The organism is Sphingobacterium paucimobilis HER1398 (assembly GCF_000416985.1).
GTDB lineage: Bacteria > Bacteroidota > Bacteroidia > Sphingobacteriales > Sphingobacteriaceae > Sphingobacterium > Sphingobacterium paucimobilis.
Window position 1 is genome coordinate 270,789 of record NZ_ATDL01000016.1, and the last position, 22,417, is coordinate 293,205.

Consider the following 22,417-nt stretch of genomic DNA (forward strand, 5'->3'; position numbering starts at 1 on the left):
GACAGCCTTCTTTATATATTATACCAAATACTCGAAGAGTGTTTGATCTTTATTGACTTCTATAAAGTCAAATTTATAGGCTTTCAATTTTTCAATAAAGGTGATATAGTCCTTCGGGTCATTCAGCTCGATACCGATCAAAGCAGGGCCGCGTTCACGTTCTGTTTTTTTGATATATTCAAAACGAGTGATATCGTCTTTGGGACCTAATACTTCAGTAACGAGTAAGCGTAATGCACCCGGACGTTGTGGAAATCGTACGATAAAGTAATGCTTAAATCCTTCGTATAATAGCGACATCTCCTTAATCTCACTCATCCTGTCGATATCATTATTTCCACCTGACACAATGCATACAACCTTTTTGCCTTTGATTTCGTCCTTATGGAATTCTAATGCTGCAATAGATAATGCACCAGCAGGCTCAACGACAATTGCATCCTTGTTGTATAATTCCAAGATCGTTGTACATACTTTGCCTTCAGGAATGGATTTGATGCCGTCGAGCAGCTGACTGCTGATATTGTAATTCAGCGTTCCTACTTTTTTTACTGCGGCCCCATCCACGAATTTATTGATCTGTTCCAGTTCTATTGGTCCATTATTCTGTATAGCAGCCTGCATGGAAGGAGCACCTTCAGGTTCTACGCCATATACCTTGATCTGTGGCGTATGTTTTTTGATGTGATACCCGATCCCCGAAGATAGTCCGCCGCCACCGATAGGGAGGATGATCACCTCCGTATCCGGAAGATCCTCTAGTATCTCTACGGCAACTGTACCCTGTCCCTCAATGATTTTAATATCGTCAAAAGGTGGTATGAAAGTCATACCGTGTTTTTCGGCATATTCCAAAGCTCCTTTTTGACAGTCGTCAAAAGTATCTCCTACGAGTACTATTTCGATATTTCCATTGCCCCACATTTCTGTCTGCGTTACCTTTTGTCGAGGGGTGGGGCCAGGCATGAATATTACTCCTTTTATGTCCAGTCTTTTACAAGAGAAAGCAACGCCCTGGGCATGATTTCCTGCGCTAGCGCATACCACCCCTCTAGTACGTTCTTCTTCCGTAAGACTGCTGATTTTATTGAATGCGCCACGTAGCTTATACGATCGGACAATTTGTAAGTCTTCTCTTTTCAGATAGATATCCGCTCCATATTTTTCAGACAGATGGATATTATACTGTAGGGGAGTGCGGGTTACAACTTCTTTTATGCGGTCCTTGGCCTGATGGCTATCTATTGCCAATGTGGATAAATCTAAGCTCATTGTTTGTAATTCTTTTGTTTAGGTGATTGTATAGTTTTTAAAGAGCCAGATGTAAATGGGGAATGACGAACAAGAACCACATAAGTGATAAATGCTATGTTGTTCTTGTTCGTTGCTCCGTTCTATTTCATTAATGAGAGCAAATCCTCGTCATTGATGTCTTTTTTTGCATCTGCCAACGTTAGAAAACGTTCATATGTGTTTGCTAATGCATCTTTGTCCAAGTGATGACCTAGACGTTCTAAGTGATGCTTTAATGCATGGCGTCCCGAACGTGCTGTCAAGATGATGTCTGCTTCTTCTAAACCAACATCTTCAGGACGGATGATCTCATAGTTCTCCCGATGCTTTAAGAAGCCATCTTGATGTATTCCTGAGCTATGTGCAAATGCATTACGTCCAACAATAGCCTTGTTAGGTTGTACAGGCATATTCATCATATCCGATACTTTTCTCGATAGATAGGTAAACATCTTACTGTTAATATTCGATGTCAACCCTCCAAATGTTTGGTTATGGACTTTTAGGATCATTGCAACTTCTTCCAAAGAGGTGTTTCCTGCACGCTCACCGATACCATTGATCGTACATTCTACCTGACGAGCGCCATTTTGTATAGCAGCGATAGAGTTTGCGGTCGCTAAGCCCAGGTCATTATGACAGTGAGCCGAGATGATAGCTTGATCTATATTGCTCACGTGTTCGGTCAGGTATTTGATTTTAGCTCCATATTGATCGGGTAAGCAGTAGCCGTTCGTGTCCGGAATATTCACTACGGTAGCTCCAGCTCCGATGACAGCTTCAACCATTTTGGCGAGAAACTCCAGATCAGCACGACCTGCATCTTCAGCATAGAACTCTACATCCTCTACATAAGACTTTGCGTGTTTCACTGCAGCGACAGCGCGCTCTAGGATTTCTTCGCGTGTACTGTTGAATTTATATTTAATGTGCATGTCCGAAGAACCGATACCCGTATGAATACGAGGGCGCTTAGCATATTTTAAAGCGTCAGCAGCTACATCGATATCATTTTTGTTGGCCCGTGTCAGTGCACATATAATGACATCATTGACAGCCTTTGAGAGCTCCACTACCGACTGAAAGTCTCCAGGGCTTGATACTGGGAATCCCGCTTCGATAACATCTACCCCTAGGTTCTCTAGATCTTTTGCAATCTCTATCTTCTCGGTAGTAGTAAGTTGACAGCCAGGGACCTGTTCGCCATCGCGTAATGTGGTGTCAAAAATGTATAAGTGATTAGGATCGTGTAACATAATTTTTTAATTAAAAAGTTAAAATCAAAAGTCAAAACTGCTTCATTAGCATCTTTTGAGTCCCTTAATTGCCTATGTCTATACTTTGGTTATTTCTATTTTAAAAATTCAAGTACTTTCTGTCCCATTTCGTTTGTGCCCAATATTTTATCTTGCGGCGTGTCTGCATTGGCGATGTCGCCCGTTCTCCAACCTGCTTTCAGCGTTTCAGCTACAGCAGTAGTAACGGCTTTCGCCTCTTCCTGCAAACCAAAAGCGATGTCGAGCATTAATGCTGCTGATAGAATAGAAGCTAGTGGATTAGCCTTGTTTTGTCCGGCAATATCATGTGCAGATCCATGAATCGGCTCGAAGAATCCAGTTCCGTCACCGATAGAAGCAGAAGCGAGCATTCCCATGGAACCGGCAATCTGTGAGGCTTCGTCAGTCAATATATCTCCAAATAGATTTGCCGTAAGGACAACATCGAATTTCTTTGGATTTTTTACCAATTGCATAGCAGCGTTGTCGATAAACATATGTTCCGTTTCGACATCTGGATATTCTGTTGCGATTTCCTGAACGACCTCTCTCCAAAGGCGCGATGTTTCCAAAACATTGGCTTTGTCTACTGAACATAGTTTTTTGTTACGGGTACGTGCGGCTTCGTAAGCTTTGCGCGTGATACGCTCCACCTCATAGCGATGGTAGTTCATTAAATCTGAAGCGAAAGTATTATCATCATTTCTTTTCTTTTCGCCAAAGTAAACGTCACCAGTTAACTCTCTGAAAAATAAAATATCTGTTCCACGTAGCACTTCCGGTTTTAAGCTCGATGCATCTAATAGTTCGTCGAATAATAAGATCGGGCGTAGATTGGCGTAAAGGCCTAATTCTTTACGAATTTTTAACAAGCCTTGTTCGGGGCGCACTTTTGCTGAGGGATCGTTGTCATACTTTGCATGTCCGATTGCTCCAAAAAGTATGGCATCGGCTGCTTTTGCTTTTTCCAGCGTTTCGTCAGGAAGTGGATTTCCAGTTGCTTCAATTGCGGTGTGTCCCATTATCGCCTCATCAAAAACAAATTCATGATTGTTTTTTTGTGCAATAGTTTCCAATACTTGTTTACCCCAAGTGGTAACTTCTTGTCCAATTCCATCACCTGGAATAATTAGAATATTTTTCTTCATTATATTATTCAACGTTTTCTAGTATATCTTCAATGGCTTTTACCTGGCCTTTCTCTAACACGATTCTATGTTCGATACACGATGGTAATAAGCTTTCGTAATGACCTACATAAATTAAGGTCTTACCATGTTGTGCTAATTCATCGACAACATCGTTAAAATATTTGGTCTGCTCTGCATCAAGACCTTGGCAGGGTTCATCCAATACCAATAGTGGAGGATTCTTGACAATAGTCCTGGCCAGCAGGGCAAGACGCTGTTTGCCCAAGGGTAGACTTTGGAGTAAATGGTCTTTAAATTCGGTCAAACCAAAAAATGCCAATAGCTCTTCAATTTTTTTCTTCTCTTCAAACTTTACATCGACAAACCATCCGATACTATCGTAAAATCCAGAAGCTATAGTATGCCATACAGTAGCTGTCTGATCAAAATACCAATGCATCTCAGGAGAGATAATGCCTATTTTTTCTTTGATATCCCAGATACTTTCCCCTGTACCACGTTTCTGATCAAAAAGATAAATATCCAACCCATAGGATTGCGGGTGATCTCCGTTAATCAAACTTAGTAAAGTTGATTTTCCTGATCCATTGGGTCCTTGCAACAACCACTTTTCCCCGACTTTAACTTCCCAGGAAACATCCTTCAGAACCTCCTTGTCTCCATATCGAATATAGATGTTTTGAAGTTTGGCTACTACCTTATAGGGGGTAGGTGGGGACGCCAATAAAAAGTCCGGAAGACGCATTTTTTCTCTTGGCGCATTTCTGGTCAGTTGATTGCGGTTGTCGACCTGTTCCAATTGACCATTTACGATATGGGCAAATCGGTTGATAGCTCGTGGCAGTTGTTGGTCATTACTGATCAAGATGAGCTGTACACCTTCCTGTACGAGATCGTCAAGCCAGTTGTTTAAGGTAATTCGGGACTGTTTATCCAATCCCGTATAAGGTTCGTCAATAATCAATAGCTGTGGTTTAGCCCATAAGCCTTTGATCAGTTGCAGTTTTTTATGTTCTCCACTGGAGAGTTCGATCAGCTGTGTAGCCCGTGTGCTTTCAAAACCAAAGTCTTTTATACGCTGTTCTATATCTTTTAGGTCAAGGTTCTCCTTTTGTCCATAGTGTTCCAGTTCTGCCTGTACGGTCAGAGTGTCTTGTCCTTGGTGTTTATTGTAGCGTTGCTGGTAATAGAAATTACGGTCGCCTTCCAGATTCGTAAACTGATACCAGTTGGATATATAGATTGCTTTAGCAGGGAGCAGACTGTGTTGCGTATAGCTTATTTTTATCGTCTGCTCCATTATTTCGTCTCCCACAATAGCTTGAGCGAGAGTTGTCTTGCCGGAACCACTTTCCCCTCCTAAAAGGTAATTTTCCCCTTTGTTGATGGACCATGAAAGATTATCCAATACTTTTTTATGATTGTATTGGATCGTTAGTTTATTGATATGTACAAAGGGCTCCTGCATATAATTTTACGAATAAAAAGAGAAAGGTCTCGTTTTCTCAAACTCCTTCACCTGATCTGTGTGGCTCAAGATAAAATCTATATCGTCATATCCATTGATCAGGCAGGATTTTTTGTAAGGGTTGATTTCAAATTCATAGAAATCACCAGTTGCGACAATGGATACTTTTTGAGCTTCCAGGTCCACTTCGATAGTGCTCATTGGATCTGTAAAAACAGCAGCAAATATCTTTTCTAAAAAATCTTCAGGTACCGTGATTGGGAGTACACCGTTATTGAGGGCATTACCTTTAAAGATGTCGGCAAAAAATGAGCTGATAACGACATCAAAGCCATAGTCCTGCAGCGCCCAAGCAGCGTGTTCACGTGAAGACCCACAACCAAAATTTTTACCTGCAACCAAAACTTTTCCTACATAGGTAGGATCATTCATCACAAAATCAGTTTTAGGCTGATTGTCGCTGTCATAACGCCAGTCGCGGAATAGGTTTTCGCCAAAGCCTTCTCTCGTCGTTGCTTTCAAGAACCGCGCAGGGATAATCTGATCGGTATCAATATTTTCAATAGGCAATGGAACTACCCTTGAACTTAATTTTTCAAATTTTTTCATACTATATCAATTCTCTAACATCTACAACTCTACCCTTAATCGCTGCTGCTGCTGCAGTAAGTGGACTCACCAACATGGTACGGGCATTTGGTCCTTGACGTCCTTCAAAGTTGCGGTTAGATGTGGATACACAATATTTTCCTGAAGGGATTTTGTCTTCATTCATACCTAGGCAAGCCGAGCAGCCCGGTTCGCGCAATTGAAAACCTGCTTCTTCAAATATCTTGTCTATACCCTCTGATTTAGCTTGTGCTTCCACCTGCTTCGATCCAGGTACGATCCATACTTCTACACTGTCCGCCTTCTGTTTGCCCTTAACAAATGCTGCCACTTGACGCAGATCTTCAATACGAGAGTTGGTACAGCTTCCTATGAAAACATAATCTACCGGCTTATCCAATATCCGCTCGCCATCTTTGAAGCCCATGTAGTCCAATGCTTTCTGATAAGAAGGACGCTCATTGTCCGGTTGAGAGATTGTAGTTGGGATGTTTTCAGTCACACCTATTCCCATTCCTGGGTTGGTGCCATAGGTGATCATAGGTTGGATATCCGCAGCGTCAAATGTCAATACAGCATCAAACGTCGCATCCGTGTCCGTGTATAACGTTTCCCAGTAGGCTACGGCATTATCCCAAGCTTCACCTTTAGGAGCGAACTCTCTGCCTTTGATATAATCAAATGTAGTTTGGTCAGGAGCGATCAGCCCGCCCCGAGCACCCATTTCGATACTCATGTTACACACAGTCATTCTGCCTTCCATGCTCAATGAGCGAATTGCTGATCCAGCAAATTCTACAAAGTACCCGGTGCCACCAGCGGCTGTTGTTTTTGAAATAACATATAAAATGATATCCTTTGCTCCAACACCTTTACCCAATTCACCATTGATTTCAATTTTCATGGTCTTGGGCTTCTGCTGTAGTAGACATTGTGTTGCGAATACCTGTTCTACCTGAGATGTACCTATGCCAAAAGCGATAGCTCCAAATGCGCCATGGGTAGAGGTATGGCTATCTCCACAGACCATCGTTTTCCCAGGAAGTGTAATTCCGAGCTCTGGGCCTATTACATGTACAATACCCTGATAGGGATGACCTAAACCATATAACTGTACTCCAAACTCTTTACAGTTCTTAGTGAGCATATCCACTTGATAGCGCGATAATTCTTCCTTGATAGGTAGATGTTGGTCTAAAGTTGGGACATTATGGTCTGCTGTTGCTACCGTCTGTTGCGGACGAAATACAGGAAGGCCTCTTTTGCGCAATCCGTCAAAAGCCTGAGGTGAGGTCACCTCATGGATAAGATGAGTATCGATATATAAGATATCAGGAAACCCCTCTTGATGCTTGACGACGTGCGCATCCCAAATTTTTTCTACTAATGTTTTTCCCATTTTCTCTCTTTCTTCTATATAGTTGTAATTTTCAAAAAGGAGGGTCAATTATAATATTTATAATTTACCCTCCGTTTTCTGCATTAAAATTACGAAAAAATTAAATTGTTTTAATGGCTTTCATTGCCGTCATTGCTTTACGCAGCTCACGACCCACCACTTCTACCGGATGGTTACGCAATACTTCATTGATTTGAACCAATTTGATGTTATCTACTCCATTGTCTTTTCCTGCGTTATAGCCTTTACCCACGACGTCCGTATCTATTTTAGTCATGAAGTTTGCCAATAATGGTTTACAGGCCTGATCAAATAAATAACAGCCATATTCCGCAGTGTCCGAAATTACGCGGTTCATTTCAAAGAGTTTTTTGCGGGCAATCGTGTTAGCGATCAGCGGAGTTTCGTGTAGGGACTCATAATACGCGGATTCCGGTTTGATGCCTGCCTCGACCATGGTCTCAAAAGCAAGTTCTACACCAGCCCTTACAAAAGCAACCATTAATACGTAGTTGTCAAAGTATTCTTGTTCCGCGATTTTAACATCGCCTGCAGGTGTTTTTTCGAAAGCAGTCTCTCCTGTTTCCGCTCTCCATTTCAAGAGATTGGCGTCACCATTTGCCCAGTCTTCCATCATGGTCTTGCTGAATTCGCCCGACATGATATCATCCTGGTGTTTTTGGAACAATGGACGCATGATGTCTTTTAGTTCCTCCGACAGTTCAAATGCTTTTACTTTAGCTGGGTTGCTGAGACGGTCCATCATACCTGTTACGCCACCATGCTTTAATGCTTCAGTGATTACTTCTACACCGTATTGAACTAATTTTGAAGCATAACCGGCATCAATGCCCTTTTCCAACATTTTGTCAAAGGAAAGGATAGAACCCGTCTGCAACAGGCCACAAAGGATAGTCTGCTCTCCCATCAAATCAGACTTCACTTCTGCAACGAATGAAGACTTCAATACACCTGCGCGGTGGCCACCTGTACCCACACAGTACGCTTTTGCTTCAGCCCAGCCTTTACCTTGAGGATCGTTTTCAGGGTGTACTGCAATTAGAGTAGGTACTCCAAAACCTCTTAAATATTCGGCACGTACTTCAGAACCTGGACATTTAGGCGCTACCATGATAACTGTAAGATCTTTACGTACTTGCATTCCTTCTTCAACGATGTTGAATCCATGTGAATAAGAAAGCGTTGCACCCTGTTTCATCAGTGGCATGACCGCATTAACTACCGAAGTATGTTGTTTATCTGGAGTTAGGTTGATAACCAAGTCAGCTGTTGGAATGAGCTCATCATAGGTACCGACCTTAAAATTATTATCTGTAGCATTTTTCCAAGAATCTCTTTTCTGTTCAATAGCTTCTTTGCGTAACGCGTAGGATACATCAAGTCCGCTGTCTCTGAGGTTAAGACCTTGGTTTAACCCTTGCGCACCCGCACCTACGATCACTATTTTTTTACCTTTCAAAGCCTCTACGCCATCCGCAAATTCCGAAGAATTCATGAATTCTGCTATACCCAACTGGTTCAATTGCTCTCTAAGAGGTAATGTGTTGAAATAATTTGCCATTGTTTTACTATTTAAAATTTTCTTTTTAAAGATTTAGTTATTTATAAGTGTTGATTATTCTTTTTTGTGCGATAGCATATCCGTAATGCAGGTTGTCATGTCCTGCAGACAGCTGGATGACTTCTTCGATCGTCGACATAGTTTCTTTGTAAGTGTCGGTAGCAAAAGGTGTGATATGATTGAACACGCCTGCGTGGTAATCACTTTCAATTTGCTCTATGGTGGATAGAGCCAGCGCCTTCAGGTTGTCGACCTCCTCCTGAGAGACGGTATAGGTTGGTTTAGATCCTTTAACGTAAGACGTGAGGTATTTGACCTTGGAAGAATCTTCACTGACGCCTGATCTCAAATAACATAAAGCCGGAGATACTACTACAATATGTCCAAAATTCCAGATAATATTATTATTAAATCCAGGCGGAATTTCATTGAGTTGCTCCAGTGTTAAGCTGTCAATCAATTGAATGAATGCCCTCCGGGTTTGAAGGATGAATTTAAACGTACTTTCCATGTTGCTATCTAGTTGTCAAGTTATCTAGTTAAGAAGTTATAGAGTGATCTACAGAGGTTATGTTACACGTTATAACCTCGTAACCTTATAACTTTATAACCTTGTAGTCTTACATTGTAAACACTTTGTCCTGTTGATCCAAGAATTCGTTTTCAACAATATCTGGTGCAGGTTCTTCTCGTTCAAATTGTTTTAATTTTGTATGGAAGCCAGCGCTGTCTTTGATGATCGCGATACGTGCACCACGGACAAATTCGATCAAGCCATATTTTGTCAACTCCTGAGTCAGACGGTCTATCTCCTCGCGGTGTCCTGCAGTCTCAAAAACGATGTAATCAGGACGGATAACAACGACATTGGCGCCGTATTGACGTAATAAACGTTCTACATATACTTTTTCGTTTACGACATCTGCCGGTACTTTATATAGCGCTTGCTCTTGCCAAATCAACTCTTCATTGGTGTTGAAGTAGGCTTTTAGTACCTCTACTTGCTTCTCGATTTGACGACACAGTTTACGTACAACTTCTTCGCCCTCTGATATCAAGATCGTAAAGCGATGAATGCCTTCCACTTCTGAAGGAGAAGTGTTTAAACTTTCTATATTGATTTTACGACGAGAGAATATGTTGGAGATACGGCCTATCATACCTATTGAGTTCTCTGTATATATCGTAATGGTAAATTCTTGTTTTTCCATTTTATTTTAGTCTTATTTCTGATACGCTTGTTCCTTGTGCAACCATAGGGAATACATTGTTTTCCTTTCCTACCATTACTTCCAATAGATAAGAACCGTCGTGATTGAGCATAGTTTCTAGCGCTCCACGTAAGTCTTTTCTTTCGGAAATCTTATTGCCATCGATATAATAACCTTTTGCAACGGCTACAAAATCTGGACTGGTGATGTTCACGAAAGAGTAACGTCTGTCATGAAAGAGCTGTTGCCATTGGCGTACCATTCCCAAAAATTCATTGTTCAGAATAAGTATTTTAACTTTCGCACCGAATTGCATGATCGTTCCTAGTTCTTGGATAGTCATCTGTATACCACCATCGCCAATAATAGCCACAACATCACGATGCGGTGCACCGTACCATGCGCCGATTGCAGCTGGTAAGCCAAAGCCCATGGTACCTAATCCTCCGGATGTTACATTGGATTTAGAGCTGTTAAATTTAGCATATCGGCAAGTCACCATTTGATGCTGGCCGACATCAGTAACGATTACTGCATCACCACCAGTGAGTTCATTTAATACCTTTATTACTTCCCCCATAGTCATGACATCACCTTTGGGGTTCAATTCATCTTGGATAACTTCCTTGATTTCTTCTTTTTCTAGTTCACGAAATTGCTGTACCCATTCCGAATGATTTACTTTGTCAATCATTTTCGTAAGTAAGGGTAACGTCTCTTTACAGTCCCCCCATACAGGTACGGCAGATTTGACATTTTTGTCTATTTCTGCAGGATCAATATCCAGGTGGATGACCTTAGCTTGTTTCGCATACTTATCTAGCCGGCCTGTTACGCGGTCATCAAAACGCATACCTATAGCGATGAGTACGTCACATTCATTGGTCATCACATTAGGCGCATAGTTACCATGCATACCCAACATGCCGACATGTAGTGGATGGTCTGTTTCCAATGCGCTCAGTCCCATCACTGTCGTTGCAGCAGGGAAGCCACCTTTCTCTATAAAGTTTTTAAACTCTTGTTCTGCCTTTCCGAGTATGATACCTTGTCCAAATACAACAAAGGGTTTTTTAGCAGCGTTAATTACCTTTGCGGCCTCTTCTACATACTCTTTACGTACGATAGGAGCGGGGCGGTAACTGCGTACATGATCACAAGGTTTATAACCTTTGTAGTCAAAAAGCTGTAACTGTGCATTCTTTGTAATATCTATTAATACGGGGCCTGGTCTTCCGGTGCTGGCAATGTAAAAAGCTTTAGCTAATACACTTGGAATTTCTGTTGCATCAGTGACCTGATAGTTCCACTTGGTGACAGGACTTGTGATATTGACGACATCCGTTTCCTGAAAAGCATCTGTTCCTAATAGAGAAGCAAATACTTGTCCTGTGATACAGACAATGGGGTTACTGTCAATCATGGCGTCAGCTAGTCCTGTAACAAGGTTTGTCGCTCCGGGACCACTTGTCGCAAAAGCTACACCTACACGTCCAGATGTGCGTGCATATCCCTGTGCAGCATGAATTCCACCTTGCTCATGACGGACCAAAATATGCTTTAAACGGTCATTATAATCATATAATGCATCGTAGATAGGCATGATGGCACCGCCCGGATAACCAAATACAGTATCCACACCTTCGTGGATCAATGCTTCCAATACAGCTTGAGAGCCTGTTAATTGAGAAGCCATTGTCGTTTTTTGGTTTTCCTTTGTTTCCGTTTTTTCCAGTGTACTCATTTTATTAGTTAGTATTTAGATATTAGTATTGAGTATTTAGATTAAGGAATAAGGAGCAAGGACAATAGACTATGTTCCTTGCTCTTTAATCTTCGCTCTTTGTTTATAAATCCGTTACACATCCCAGTGACGCATTGGCTACTGTTTTTGCATATTTGTATAAGACACCTTTGCTGACCTTCAGTGCGGGCTGTTTCCACGTACTGCGACGTTCCGCAATTATGGCATCAGTCACTTTTAGACTTATCGTGTTGTTCACCGCATCGATCTCGATGATATCATCGTCTTGCACCAGACCAATAAGGCCCCCCTCATAGGCTTCTGGTGTAATATGTCCTACAACAAAACCATGTGTTCCGCCAGAGAATCTTCCATCTGTAATTAACGCGACCGAGTTACCCAGTCCGGCACCGATAATCAATGATGTCGGTTTTAGCATCTCTGGCATACCAGGAGCGCCTTTAGGGCCTTCATTCTTGATAACGATGACATCTCCAGGTTTGATACGCCCAGATGATACACCCGCTACGAGGTCATGTTCCCCATCAAATACACGCGCAGGGCCTACGAATTTCTCACCTTCCTTACCCGATATTTTAGCAACAGAGCCCTGCTCGGCCAAGTTGCCATATAATATCTGTAAGTGCCCTGTTTTTTTGATAGGCTTGTTTAAAGGTTGGATGATAGGCTGCTCATAATCCATAATAGATCGTACACCTTCTAGGTTCTCCGCCAATGTTTTACCCGTCACGGTTATACATTCGCCATGCAGCAAGCCTTCATTTAATAAGTATTTTAACACGGCTGGTACACCGCCATAGTTATGTAGATCCTGCATCAAGTATTTGCCAGATGGCTTGAGGTCTGCCAATACCGGAGTCTCGTCAGACATACGTTGAAAATCGTCTGGCGTAATTTCTACACCTACGGCATGTCCCATGGCGATAAAGTGCAAAACAGCATTGGTTGATCCACCAAGTATCACAATGGTACGTATTGCATTCTCAAATGCCTTGCGTGTCATGATGTCAGAAGGCTTTATGTCTTTTTCCAAAAGAATGCGGATGTATTTGCCAACTTCTAGACACTCTTTTTGTTTTTCTTCAGATACTGCAGGATTAGACGAAGAATAGGGAAGGCTCATTCCTAGCGCTTCAATCGCTGAGGCCATCGTATTAGCGGTATACATTCCGCCACAAGCGCCAGCTCCTGGGCAGGTATGACGTATTACACCGTCATAATCCTCATCCGATATCGTACCAGCGATCTTCTTTCCTAACGCTTCAAATGCAGACACAATATTTAGCTCTTCCCCTTTGTAGTGCCCAGGAGCAATAGTACCTCCGTATACCATGATGGCAGGTCGGTTCAATCGGCCCATGGCCATGATAGCGCCAGGCATATTCTTGTCACAGCCAGGTATAGCGACTACACCATCATAATATTGACCACCACAGATGGTTTCGATGCTGTCTGCGATAACATCTCTAGAAACCAATGAATATCGCATACCATCGGTACCGTTACTCATACCGTCACTGACACCGATTGTGCCAAATGTCAATCCTACGAGATTATTGTTCCATATACCTTTTTTGACAACCTGTGCCAAATCATTTAGGTGCATGTTACAGGTATTCCCATCATAGCCCATACTAGCGATTCCTACCTGCGCTTTATCCATATCCGCGTCAGTAAGGCCGATCCCGTAAAGCATAGCTTTTGCCGCAGGTTGTGTCTCGTCCTGGGTAAATATTCTACTGTACTTGTTTAATGTCTTTTCGTTATCAGATGATGACTTCATAATTTTCTTGTTCTAAGACTAAATTTTTATATTTTCTTTGAATAGATGCGCCGATACTGTGTTCCCATTCTTCTTTGTAGGTGACATGATCGACTTGTTTAATCCCGATAATCTCTGCAGCAGTGCCACTTAGAAAGGCACTGTCTGCAGTATATATATCCTGGACGGTTAGTTTTTTTTCAATAATGTCAAACCCCAATTCTTTACAGATATTGATAACGGTTTGACGGGTGATTCCTGGGAATACATTTTCCAAAGGAGGGGTGAATATTTTAAAATCCTTCTCGATAAAGATATTCTCACTCGAAGCCTGCGCTACAAATCCTTCTTGGTCCAACAGAAGTGCTTCGTCAAATCCATGGCGTTGTGCATCACTAGTCGCCAATATCGAGTTGATATACTGCCCCGAAGCTTTTGCTTCAATAGGAAATGATTTTGCATTTGGACGCTCAATAGACGATATGTTTACGCGCAGTAGATTCTGACCAAGATAAGGACCCCATTCCCAAGCTGCAATCATAATATTTGCTTGATCCGAAGATGTAAGATGCATGTTCGAACCAGAAAATACCAATGGTCTGATGTAGGCTGCACGTAGGTTATTAGCCTCTAGGAGTTCGTATGTTTTCTCTATTAAGGTGCGATTGTCCCAAGTGTAGGGTAGTCTTAATGCTTCACAGGACTTCCTCAACCGTTCAAAGTGTGCTTCGGCTTTGAATATACGTGTGCCATTGTGGGTATTGTATGCACGTAGTCCTTCAAAAGCGCCATAGCCATAGTGTAAAGATTGCCCAAATAAATCAACACCGGCTTGGTTGGCTTTCACAAACTCATCGTTAAGATAGACTAATGTGTTTTGATTATAGTACTGCATACATTACTTTTTTTAGGATAATTCCACCATTCCAAAATGCTTTCATTTTGTCCTTTCATTCACATCCTCAAGTTAGCCTGATTTAAAATTCTATACAATAGGCAAATAGAGTATTTTGAAAAAGTTTATTATTTTAATCAGTCGCTTCTGTTTTTATTTATAGTTTGTTTATTTTTGATTATTCGAAATTTAATTCTGTTCAATATGAACCGTATTTAAAATCGGTTCATTTGCTGAAAAATATCGATCTTTGAAAAAGAGGTAGAATTCTTCTTAAAAAGATAGCTGCTGCGTAAAACTTTTTTAAAAATGCCTTTTGTAAAACCCATAAAAAAAGCCCTTAAAACTTTGAAGTCTTAAGGGCTTTTTTTATCGTTTCTTTTTCTATTCTTGCACAATTCCTTCTGCTAAAACGATGATATTGTTGTCCTTTACTTCAACCACACCACCTTTAATAATAATGACGTGTTCGACACTACTAATATCCTTAATAATGACTTTTCCATCGTCTAGCGTAGACACAATAGCAGCATGCCCCTTCAAGATTTGAAAAGAGCCTGCAGATCCTGGCACCGTAACCGCTGTTACGTCACCTTCGTAAGCTAATTTGTCTGGTGTTATTATTGTTAATTTCATTCTTATGAATAGTATAGAGTATGGAGTAGTTTGTAATGAGTTGTGGGATTCACAATACGCTATACCCAATACTCCATACTTTTTATTAAACTGCTTCTGCTAATAATTTCTTACCTTTCTCGATAGCGTCTTCGATTGTACCTACCAAGTTGAAAGCTGCTTCTGGGTATTCATCTACTTCACCATCAATAATCATATTGAATCCTTTGATAGTGTCTTTGATGTCTACTAAACAACCTTTCAAACCTGTAAACTGCTCTGCTACGTGGAATGGTTGTGATAAGAAACGTTGTACACGACGAGCACGGGTTACAGTCAATTTATCTTCATCAGATAATTCATCCATACCCAAGATCGCGATAATATCTTGAAGTTCTTTGTAACGTTGTAAGATTTCTTTTACGCGTTGTGCTGTGTTGTAATGCTCATCGCCCAATACTGCTGGAGATAAGATACGCGATGTCGAATCCAATGGATCCACTGCAGGGTAGATACCTAGTTCAGAAATTTTACGGGACAATACTGTTGTTGCATCCAAGTGAGCAAATGTTGTCGCTGGAGCAGGGTCAGTTAAGTCATCGGCAGGTACGTATACCGCTTGTACAGATGTAATAGATCCATTCTTAGTCGATGTAATACGCTCTTGCATTAGACCCATTTCTGTTGCTAATGTAGGTTGATAACCTACTGCTGAAGGCATACGACCCAATAAAGCGGATACTTCAGAACCTGCTTGTGTGAAACGGAAGATATTGTCGATAAAGAATAATACGTCACGTCCTTTTCCTTCGCCTTCACCATCACGGAAGTATTCCGCTACTGTAAGTCCTGATAAAGCTACACGCGCACGTGCCCCAGGAGGCTCGTTCATCTGACCGAATACGAATGTACATTTTGAGTCTTTCATTAACTCTTCATCTACTGTATTCAAAGGCCATTCGCCTTTTTCCATTCCTTCCATGAAATGATCGCCGTATTTGATAATACCTGATTCCAACATTTCACGAAGTAAGTCATTCCCTTCACGAGTACGCTCTCCAACTCCGGCAAATACAGAAAGACCACCGTGTCCTTTAGCGATATTGTTGATTAATTCTTGGATCAATACTGTTTTACCTACACCAGCACCACCGAATAATCCGATTTTACCACCTTTAGCATAAGGCTCTAAAAGGTCGATTACTTTGATACCTGTAAAAAGTACTTCAGATTCTGTAGATAAATCGTCAAATTTAGGCGGCGTGTTGTGGATAGACCGTCCATTAGTTCTGTCCAATTCACGAAGGCCGTCAATCGGCGAACCGACAACGTTAAATACACGACCTTTGATTTCTTCACCAACAGGCATTTTGATCGGCGCACCAGTATCAACTACTTTCATGCCACGTACCAAACCTTCTGTTGCATCCATCGCAATCGTACGAACACGCTCTTCACCAAGGTGTTGTTGAACTTCTAAAACGACACGCTGTCCATTTTCTTTTTCAATGTACAATGCATCGTAAATCTTAGGAAGATTTTCATTGTCGGCAAAGTTGACGTCAACCACTGGGCCGATAATCTGCGCTATTTTACCAATATTGGGCATATTATAGGGACTAAAATTTATTAATCTATTTATAAACAGCTATTTTCACAGCTGTATTTTGGAATGCAAAAATAAGGTATATCTATTTAAAAGCAAAACATATAAAAAAATAAATAGGAAGTTTTTTCACACCCGATTAAGAATCCCTTTTTAACTGTTCATCTAGCAATTGTCTTTTAAGCAATTGCTCTTTTTCCATGGCCTTCTTTTTGTATTGTTGGAACTCATTCTGAGTCTCTTCGGCAGTCTTTTGATGTTCTACGGTGTCCACTTTTGCTTTGCGGAAAGATACCAGCATAGTGAAAAATCCGATACCTAATACTGCAATAATAATCCATACCATCATATGGTAGGCGCTTTTTGCAAAATCTATTCCTATAAACGAGATGCTGTCTGTTTTCTGTTTTTCAGTCAGCAATTCAGATTGCACACTATGGAGCGAATCCTTAAGACCTGTTACGGTAGCAATGGATGAAGAAGAACTGCTTTTTAAAGAAGCGATTTCTTTCGTGTATTTAGAGATAGAGTCATTTACATTCTTCTGGATAATTTCTATGTTCGATTTTCTTACAATCTTAAAGTCAGCATCCTGAGATCTAGATTGCGCCAATAGAACTTGAAACTGCGTATTGAGATTTAGATCTGATTGTAGTTTTTGTTGCAATGTCAATTGTGCAAATGTACTCGTGGCTAGAAAAAGGAAAACTAAAGATAAGATAGATTTATGCATGCTGTGAATAGATAAATGATGTTAATACATCTATAAATGTCCTAAATAAATTGATCTAATACAAAAAAATAACACAATAAATAACAAAGCCTTTAAATTGCTGGAATAAACCAGACAATTTAAAGGCTTTAGGACTCTTGCTTCAATTATATGCTATTTCTTCAATATCGGTAACGGATATTCTTTCATTATACCAGTCACAGCTTTCGGTAATTCGTTGATTGCTTTTTCGGGCTCATTGACTTCAGTAGTACCTCTTGCCTGCCAGATTACACTATTGGTCTTGCGGTCTATGGCTTCAAATATAATATGTCCGTAGCGTACACGTTCTTTACCTACCGGATAGGAACCTCCGTAATATCCTCCATAAAATCCCCAAGGACCGCCCCAACCCCAAGGACCGCCCCAACCCCAGCCTGCGTAGTAAGGAGAGCTGTATACCATTCTGCTTTTATTGTTTACGATAGCGATGTATCGAAACAGGACATCAGGATTTTCTTTGGAATAGGTCAGACCGCGTGCCTCGATCTCTTTATTCGCTGTTGTCATGATATTGCCTTTAGCAATATCGTTATTATAGTAGTCCTTCGATAAGGAGTCTACCGGTTCTAACCAACCATACGTCTTGAACTGGTTGAAGTCAAGATTCTGAACTCGTGTTGTATGGTACTTGTGCGACGAGCAAGATGCAAACGCTAAAAGTACAAATGCCGTTAGAAATATTATTATTCTGTTCATAACTAAACCTGCTTATATGATGTATGACCGTCTGTTATTCAAAAGGTTTAACGCTTTAGTGAGAAAATTTTGCAACTAATGGTATCTGTCTTCCTGCGCCAAAAGCTTTCGGGCTTACTCTTAATATAGGAGGGGCTTGAAAACGTTTGAACTCGGCGTTATTTACGAGTCTCGCAATGCGTTGTACAAGCTGTTCGTCAAACCCTAATTTAGATATTTCCGATCCTGATTTCTCGAGTTCAATGAATTGGTATAAGATCGCATCGAGGATCTCGTAATCAGGAAGTGAATCCGAATCTTTTTGATCAGGCCGTAGTTCGGCTGAGGGTGGTTTTACAATCGTATTTATAGGAATAATCTCTCTCTCACGGTTGATATAGGACGCTAATTGATAAGCTTGTGTTTTATAGACATCGCCGATCACACTGAGCGAACCGGCCATGTCCCCGTACAGAGTCCCGTATCCCACGGCAGCTTCGCTCTTGTTCGATGTATTGAGTAGGATATGACCGAGTTTGTTGCTGATGGCCATGAGCAAAGTACCTCGTGTACGTGCCTGTATGTTCTCCTCTGTGGTATCAGCTTGTAATCCATGGAAAGCCTCTTTTAGGGTGTCTTCAAAAGACTGTGCTATAGCTTGAATCGGTAAGACGATGTGCTGACAACCGGTATTATCGACGAGATCCATGGCGTCTTTGATGGAGTGTTCTGTAGAGTATACCGAAGGCATCAATACGGCCAAGACATTTTCAGGGCCTAGGGCTTCTACCGCTAAAGCGGCAACAATAGCGGAATCCAGTCCTCCGGACAGGCCAAGTACAGCCTTCTTAAAGCCAGATTTAGAAAAATAATCCCTTAGTCCCAAAAGAAGTGCCTGATATATATAGGCGATTTCACTCAAGTCCGTAGTCTTTGGGTGTCCTGTGGCATGTAGATCGCCTTGAGACAATGTGACATATTGTATATCCTCTTCAAAAGCAAGGAGCTCCGTGATGACCTCTGCACTTTTGTTCATCGCTAAAGAACGTCCGTCAAATATGATATCCATATGTGCACCAGCTTGGTTGACATATACCACAGGGGCATTAGCTTTAAGTACATTATTGCCCAGTACGGTTAAGCGCTTCTCATAATGTATATATGAAAATGGAGAAGCCGCAATATTGATAATCAGATCCGGTTTTTCTTGAGCCAGCTCAAGCATGAGATCCCCTTTGTACGAATTGTCGTAGTCGTTGTCCCAGAGATCTTCACAGATAGTAAGAGCTATTTTGATGTTTTGTAATTCAATACATTGAATAGTTCGGTTGGGCTCAAAGTAGCGGTATTCGTCAAACACATCGTAATCGGGGAGTAGTGATTTCTTACGGCTGCCGACAACATTACCTTTAGAGATAACTACAGCGGCATTGGAAAGAGCCTTGCCTTCTTCGTGCACGTTACGAATAGGTGCGCCTATGATGCAGTCGATGGTGTCGCAATATACTGCTATGCGAGACAACGATTGTTCACAGCGGTCTAAGAACCACGTATGGCGCAAGAGGTCTTTGGCAGGGTAGCCACCGATAGCCAACTCTGCAAATACGATAACATCAGCTTCAGCTGCTTTGGCACAAGCTATTGCTTTTATGATTTTTTCTTCGTTCTGTTCGAAATTACCAATATGGTAATTGAGTTGCGCGAGTGCTATTTTCATGCGAGATACTTCTTAAAATAAAAGTCCTAGGTTTAAGGCGACAAAAGATGTCCTTGGAGCTCCGTCCTTCACTGCTCTGGTAAACCCATTGTTGAAGGTAAGGCCAGTCAATACGGCCATATCATTGCCCAATTTCCATTCTGCGCCACCACCTATCTGCAGGCCCAGGCGAAACAAGTCTGCTCCGTGCATGGAGTCTTTTTCTTGTTTCTCCAATTTCTGTTTTGCAGACACCTTTAAACCCGCAGTAAATCCGAATTGCCCATAGAATCGTCCCATCTCATTTTCTGTACTTTTTAGTTTGATAGTCAAAGGTACTTCTACGTATTTGAGAGCCATATCTCTATATTTAGGGATAGCAGGATCATTTTTATCGATACTTGAGAATGCGGGCTCGACACTGCTATTGATCGAATTGATCAATAATCCGGTCGAGAAATAGTAGTTTCTGGCAAAACCAAGGTCGGCTAGGAGTCCATAAGAAAACCCAAGTTTACTACTCGCTTCCTGGTTGTTGTCATAGCGTAACCAACCGATATTGGGGTTAATGACTAACCCTAAACGCATGTTTTTTTCTCTACTGTGGTAATAACTTTGCGCATCAGCTTGTTGTGCGGAGAAAAGAGCAATATACAGTAAGAAAATAGGAAGGAGACGCTTTGTTATATTAACCATAGTTTTTAATTGTTATATAAATTATATTTTTGTGTTTTAAGTTGATTGCCATGTATCTGAAAACATTACAAAAATATCTCTTTTTTTTAATTATTGCTTGTTTCATTGTCATAATAGCTTCTTGTAGCCAATCGGATACCGTACAACGTCCGGATGTGTCGAAAGTCAACGTAACGGTCAAGATCGAACGGTTCGATCAGGAATTTAATACCTTGAAAGCCGATGATATTACGCGTATGAACAGCCAATGGCAGAAGGAATATCCTTTTTTTTATTTCGATTATATGACTCAGATGCTGGAGGTGGGCGACCCCAGAGACAGTATGTTATTAGTGAGGCATTTAAAAGAAGTGCTGCAGAAGAAGGATTTTAGAGACCTAGCGGACGCCGTAGCGCGAAAATATCCCGATTTGAGAGAACAGGAGAAAGAGTTGACCCAGGCGTTCAAATACATTAAGTATTATTTCCCTACCTACAATATACCTCGATTCATCGCTTTTATGGGAGGTTTTTCTTTTCAGACGCCCATAGGGGAAGATTATGTGGGTATAGGATTGGATATGTTCTTAGGAGCAGACTCTAAGTTTTATCCGGCACTGGTACGCTCTATACCCTTATATATGTCCCGTCGATTTACCCCCGAGAATATAACGCCTCGTATTGTGGAGACTGTTTTGAGAGAAGAGCTTCTCCCTCAGGATAATCTTAATCAGAATACCTTGCAGCATATGGTGTATAATGGCAAGATATTGTATGCTATGGATGTTATGTTGGAAGATGCTTCTGATGAGACGAAGATAGGATATACCACGGAGCAGCTTGCTTGGGCCAAGAAATATCAAGCTGACATCTGGGCATGGTTCCTTCAGGAAGGATTGCTTTATGATACGGATTACTTAAAGACTCAAAAATATTTTACCGATGCGCCCTTTACTCCCGAGTTGGGTGAAAATAATGAATCGGCACCAAAATTGGGATCTTACATCGGGTGGATGATGGTACGTAAATACATGGCACGCCATCCTGAACTTGATCTGCTTAAGCTTTTTCAACAAGAGAATGCGCAAGAGATTCTAGAAGAGTCTAAATTTAAAGGAAAATAATAAGTTTGTCCCTAAGCTGTAACTGTACCGACATAAATGCTGTCGATTATTCGGTCACTACGGTCGACAGCGACAAAGCCTAAGTGTATGTGATAGACTTCTCCGTTAGTACTGGGAGAAAGATGTATCTGTTCCTGCTTATCCTCCAATGTTTTGTCTAGGGTATGTCCCAATATGCTATTTTTATCTGAATCAGGAATAGCTACAAATAAGGAACGAAAAGAAGCGAGGTCTAAATCCCTGACGATTTTTGGGTTGTAATCCCAATTGCAGGTGACAATTCCTTCTTCATAAGTCAATGTCACTTCTTTTAGCGGAGATACTATCCCTTTACTGATATGAAATAAGGAATGGTCGATGTAAAAACCATCTTCATCAGATTGTACTGCATTATTTAGGGTATAGGACATGGCCGAATTGAAAGCCGTCTGATTTTGCTTATAATTATGAAAACCAAGCCTTATGACATTGCTTAACGGGCTTAAGAAATTTTGTGCAAGTCTAAATTTTCCCCGATTTTTGTTCTCTTCGGGTGACAGTTTACGCTTCTTATTAACTCGAGGTCTGCTTCTTACGCAGTCTTTATCTTTCCATTTGTAATACACGAGAGGCCCGACTTTCCCCTTGGCAGAGCCCATAGGGCCATTTTCTGTTCTTCCCATATTGTTTTAAGTTTAATTAGTTGATACTAATATACTAATATCCAGGGAATACGTTCTTACCTACTTATAATCTAAAAAGAAATATAATAGGATATAATAAGGAGATAACAAGTGTTTTATTCGGTTATATCCGAATGAAGTCCGTACTATCTCCGAGCAAAGTCCGAATAAAGTCCT

20 protein-coding genes are annotated in these 22,417 nt (G+C 41.1%); 1 reads left to right on the top strand and 19 read right to left on the bottom strand.

The window, feature by feature from the left end; all coding sequences use genetic code 11:
• Positions 1-18 precede the first annotated feature (18 nt).
• The 18 genes from ilvA to M472_RS38255 all read right to left on the bottom strand — a co-directional run bounded on the left by ilvA (position 19) and on the right by M472_RS38255 (position 20,475).
• Positions 19-1,272 carry a threonine ammonia-lyase IlvA gene (gene ilvA, locus M472_RS38170; protein WP_021071255.1) on the bottom strand — a complete coding sequence of 418 codons (1,254 nt, stop codon included), beginning with the start codon at positions 1,270-1,272 and terminating at the stop codon, positions 19-21.
• Positions 1,273-1,394: 122 nt separating this feature from the next.
• Complete coding sequence (locus tag M472_RS38175; RefSeq protein ID WP_021071256.1) at positions 1,395-2,549, bottom strand: 2-isopropylmalate synthase; 1,155 nt, start codon at positions 2,547-2,549, stop codon at positions 1,395-1,397.
• 95 nt (positions 2,550-2,644) lie between these two features.
• Complete coding sequence (gene leuB / locus M472_RS38180; protein WP_021071257.1) at positions 2,645-3,718, bottom strand: 3-isopropylmalate dehydrogenase; 1,074 nt, start codon at positions 3,716-3,718, stop codon at positions 2,645-2,647.
• Between the two features lie 4 nt (positions 3,719-3,722).
• Entirely contained in the window at positions 3,723-5,189 is a 1,467-nt protein-coding gene (locus tag M472_RS38185; RefSeq protein ID WP_021071258.1) for an ATP-binding cassette domain-containing protein, read from the bottom strand.
• 6 nt (positions 5,190-5,195) lie between these two features.
• Positions 5,196-5,798: a 3-isopropylmalate dehydratase small subunit gene (gene leuD / locus M472_RS38190; RefSeq protein ID WP_021071259.1), complete on the bottom strand. Its 603-nt coding sequence runs from the start codon at positions 5,796-5,798 to the stop codon at positions 5,196-5,198.
• 1 nt (position 5,799) lies between these two features.
• A complete protein-coding gene (leuC, locus tag M472_RS38195; RefSeq protein ID WP_021071260.1) occupies positions 5,800-7,197 on the bottom strand; it encodes a 3-isopropylmalate dehydratase large subunit in 1,398 nt (465 codons plus the stop codon).
• 100 nt (positions 7,198-7,297) lie between these two features.
• A complete protein-coding gene (gene ilvC / locus M472_RS38200; RefSeq protein ID WP_021071261.1) occupies positions 7,298-8,779 on the bottom strand; it encodes a ketol-acid reductoisomerase in 1,482 nt (493 codons plus the stop codon).
• Positions 8,780-8,816: 37 nt separating this feature from the next.
• Positions 8,817-9,290 (bottom strand): DinB family protein, encoded by a 474-nt coding sequence (locus M472_RS38205; RefSeq protein ID WP_021071262.1) that lies wholly within the window; start codon positions 9,288-9,290, stop codon positions 8,817-8,819.
• Positions 9,291-9,399: 109 nt separating this feature from the next.
• On the bottom strand, positions 9,400-9,990 hold the full coding sequence (gene ilvN, locus M472_RS38210; protein ID WP_021071263.1) for an acetolactate synthase small subunit: 591 nt from the start codon (positions 9,988-9,990) through the stop codon (positions 9,400-9,402).
• A gap of 1 nt (position 9,991) precedes the next feature.
• Positions 9,992-11,734, bottom strand: coding sequence for a biosynthetic-type acetolactate synthase large subunit (gene ilvB / locus M472_RS38215; RefSeq protein WP_021071264.1), 1,743 nt, complete (start codon positions 11,732-11,734; stop codon positions 9,992-9,994).
• A gap of 103 nt (positions 11,735-11,837) precedes the next feature.
• Positions 11,838-13,538 carry a dihydroxy-acid dehydratase gene (gene ilvD, locus M472_RS38220; RefSeq protein WP_021071265.1) on the bottom strand — a complete coding sequence of 567 codons (1,701 nt, stop codon included), beginning with the start codon at positions 13,536-13,538 and terminating at the stop codon, positions 11,838-11,840.
• On the bottom strand, positions 13,522-14,412 hold the full coding sequence (locus M472_RS38225) for a branched-chain amino acid transaminase (protein ID WP_021071266.1): 891 nt from the start codon (positions 14,410-14,412) through the stop codon (positions 13,522-13,524). Before M472_RS38225 ends, ilvD begins: the two co-directional genes overlap by 17 nt.
• A gap of 384 nt (positions 14,413-14,796) precedes the next feature.
• Positions 14,797-15,048 carry an ATP synthase F1 subunit epsilon gene (atpC, locus tag M472_RS38230; RefSeq protein ID WP_021071268.1) on the bottom strand — a complete coding sequence of 84 codons (252 nt, stop codon included), beginning with the start codon at positions 15,046-15,048 and terminating at the stop codon, positions 14,797-14,799.
• Between the two features lie 85 nt (positions 15,049-15,133).
• On the bottom strand, positions 15,134-16,636 hold the full coding sequence (gene atpD / locus M472_RS38235; protein WP_021071269.1) for a F0F1 ATP synthase subunit beta: 1,503 nt from the start codon (positions 16,634-16,636) through the stop codon (positions 15,134-15,136).
• A gap of 136 nt (positions 16,637-16,772) precedes the next feature.
• Positions 16,773-17,366 carry a hypothetical protein gene (locus M472_RS38240; RefSeq protein WP_021071270.1) on the bottom strand — a complete coding sequence of 198 codons (594 nt, stop codon included), beginning with the start codon at positions 17,364-17,366 and terminating at the stop codon, positions 16,773-16,775.
• Positions 17,367-17,519: 153 nt separating this feature from the next.
• Positions 17,520-18,104 carry a DUF4136 domain-containing protein gene (locus M472_RS38245; protein WP_021071271.1) on the bottom strand — a complete coding sequence of 195 codons (585 nt, stop codon included), beginning with the start codon at positions 18,102-18,104 and terminating at the stop codon, positions 17,520-17,522.
• A 55-nt stretch (positions 18,105-18,159) separates the two neighbouring features.
• Complete coding sequence (locus M472_RS38250; RefSeq protein WP_021071272.1) at positions 18,160-19,800, bottom strand: NAD+ synthase; 1,641 nt, start codon at positions 19,798-19,800, stop codon at positions 18,160-18,162.
• Between the two features lie 12 nt (positions 19,801-19,812).
• Entirely contained in the window at positions 19,813-20,475 is a 663-nt protein-coding gene (locus M472_RS38255; protein ID WP_021071273.1) for an outer membrane beta-barrel protein, read from the bottom strand.
• Between the two features lie 50 nt (positions 20,476-20,525).
• On the opposite strand from M472_RS38255, the gene gldB reads away from it, so the two are divergent.
• Positions 20,526-21,578: a gliding motility lipoprotein GldB gene (gene gldB, locus M472_RS38260; RefSeq protein WP_021071274.1), complete on the top strand. Its 1,053-nt coding sequence runs from the start codon at positions 20,526-20,528 to the stop codon at positions 21,576-21,578.
• 11 nt (positions 21,579-21,589) lie between these two features.
• Here gldB and M472_RS44620 read toward each other — a convergent pair whose 3' ends face one another.
• Positions 21,590-22,240, bottom strand: a complete 651-nt coding sequence (locus tag M472_RS44620; RefSeq protein WP_021071275.1) for a DUF6266 family protein — start codon at positions 22,238-22,240, stop codon at positions 21,590-21,592.
• Positions 22,241-22,417: the final 177 nt, after the last annotated feature.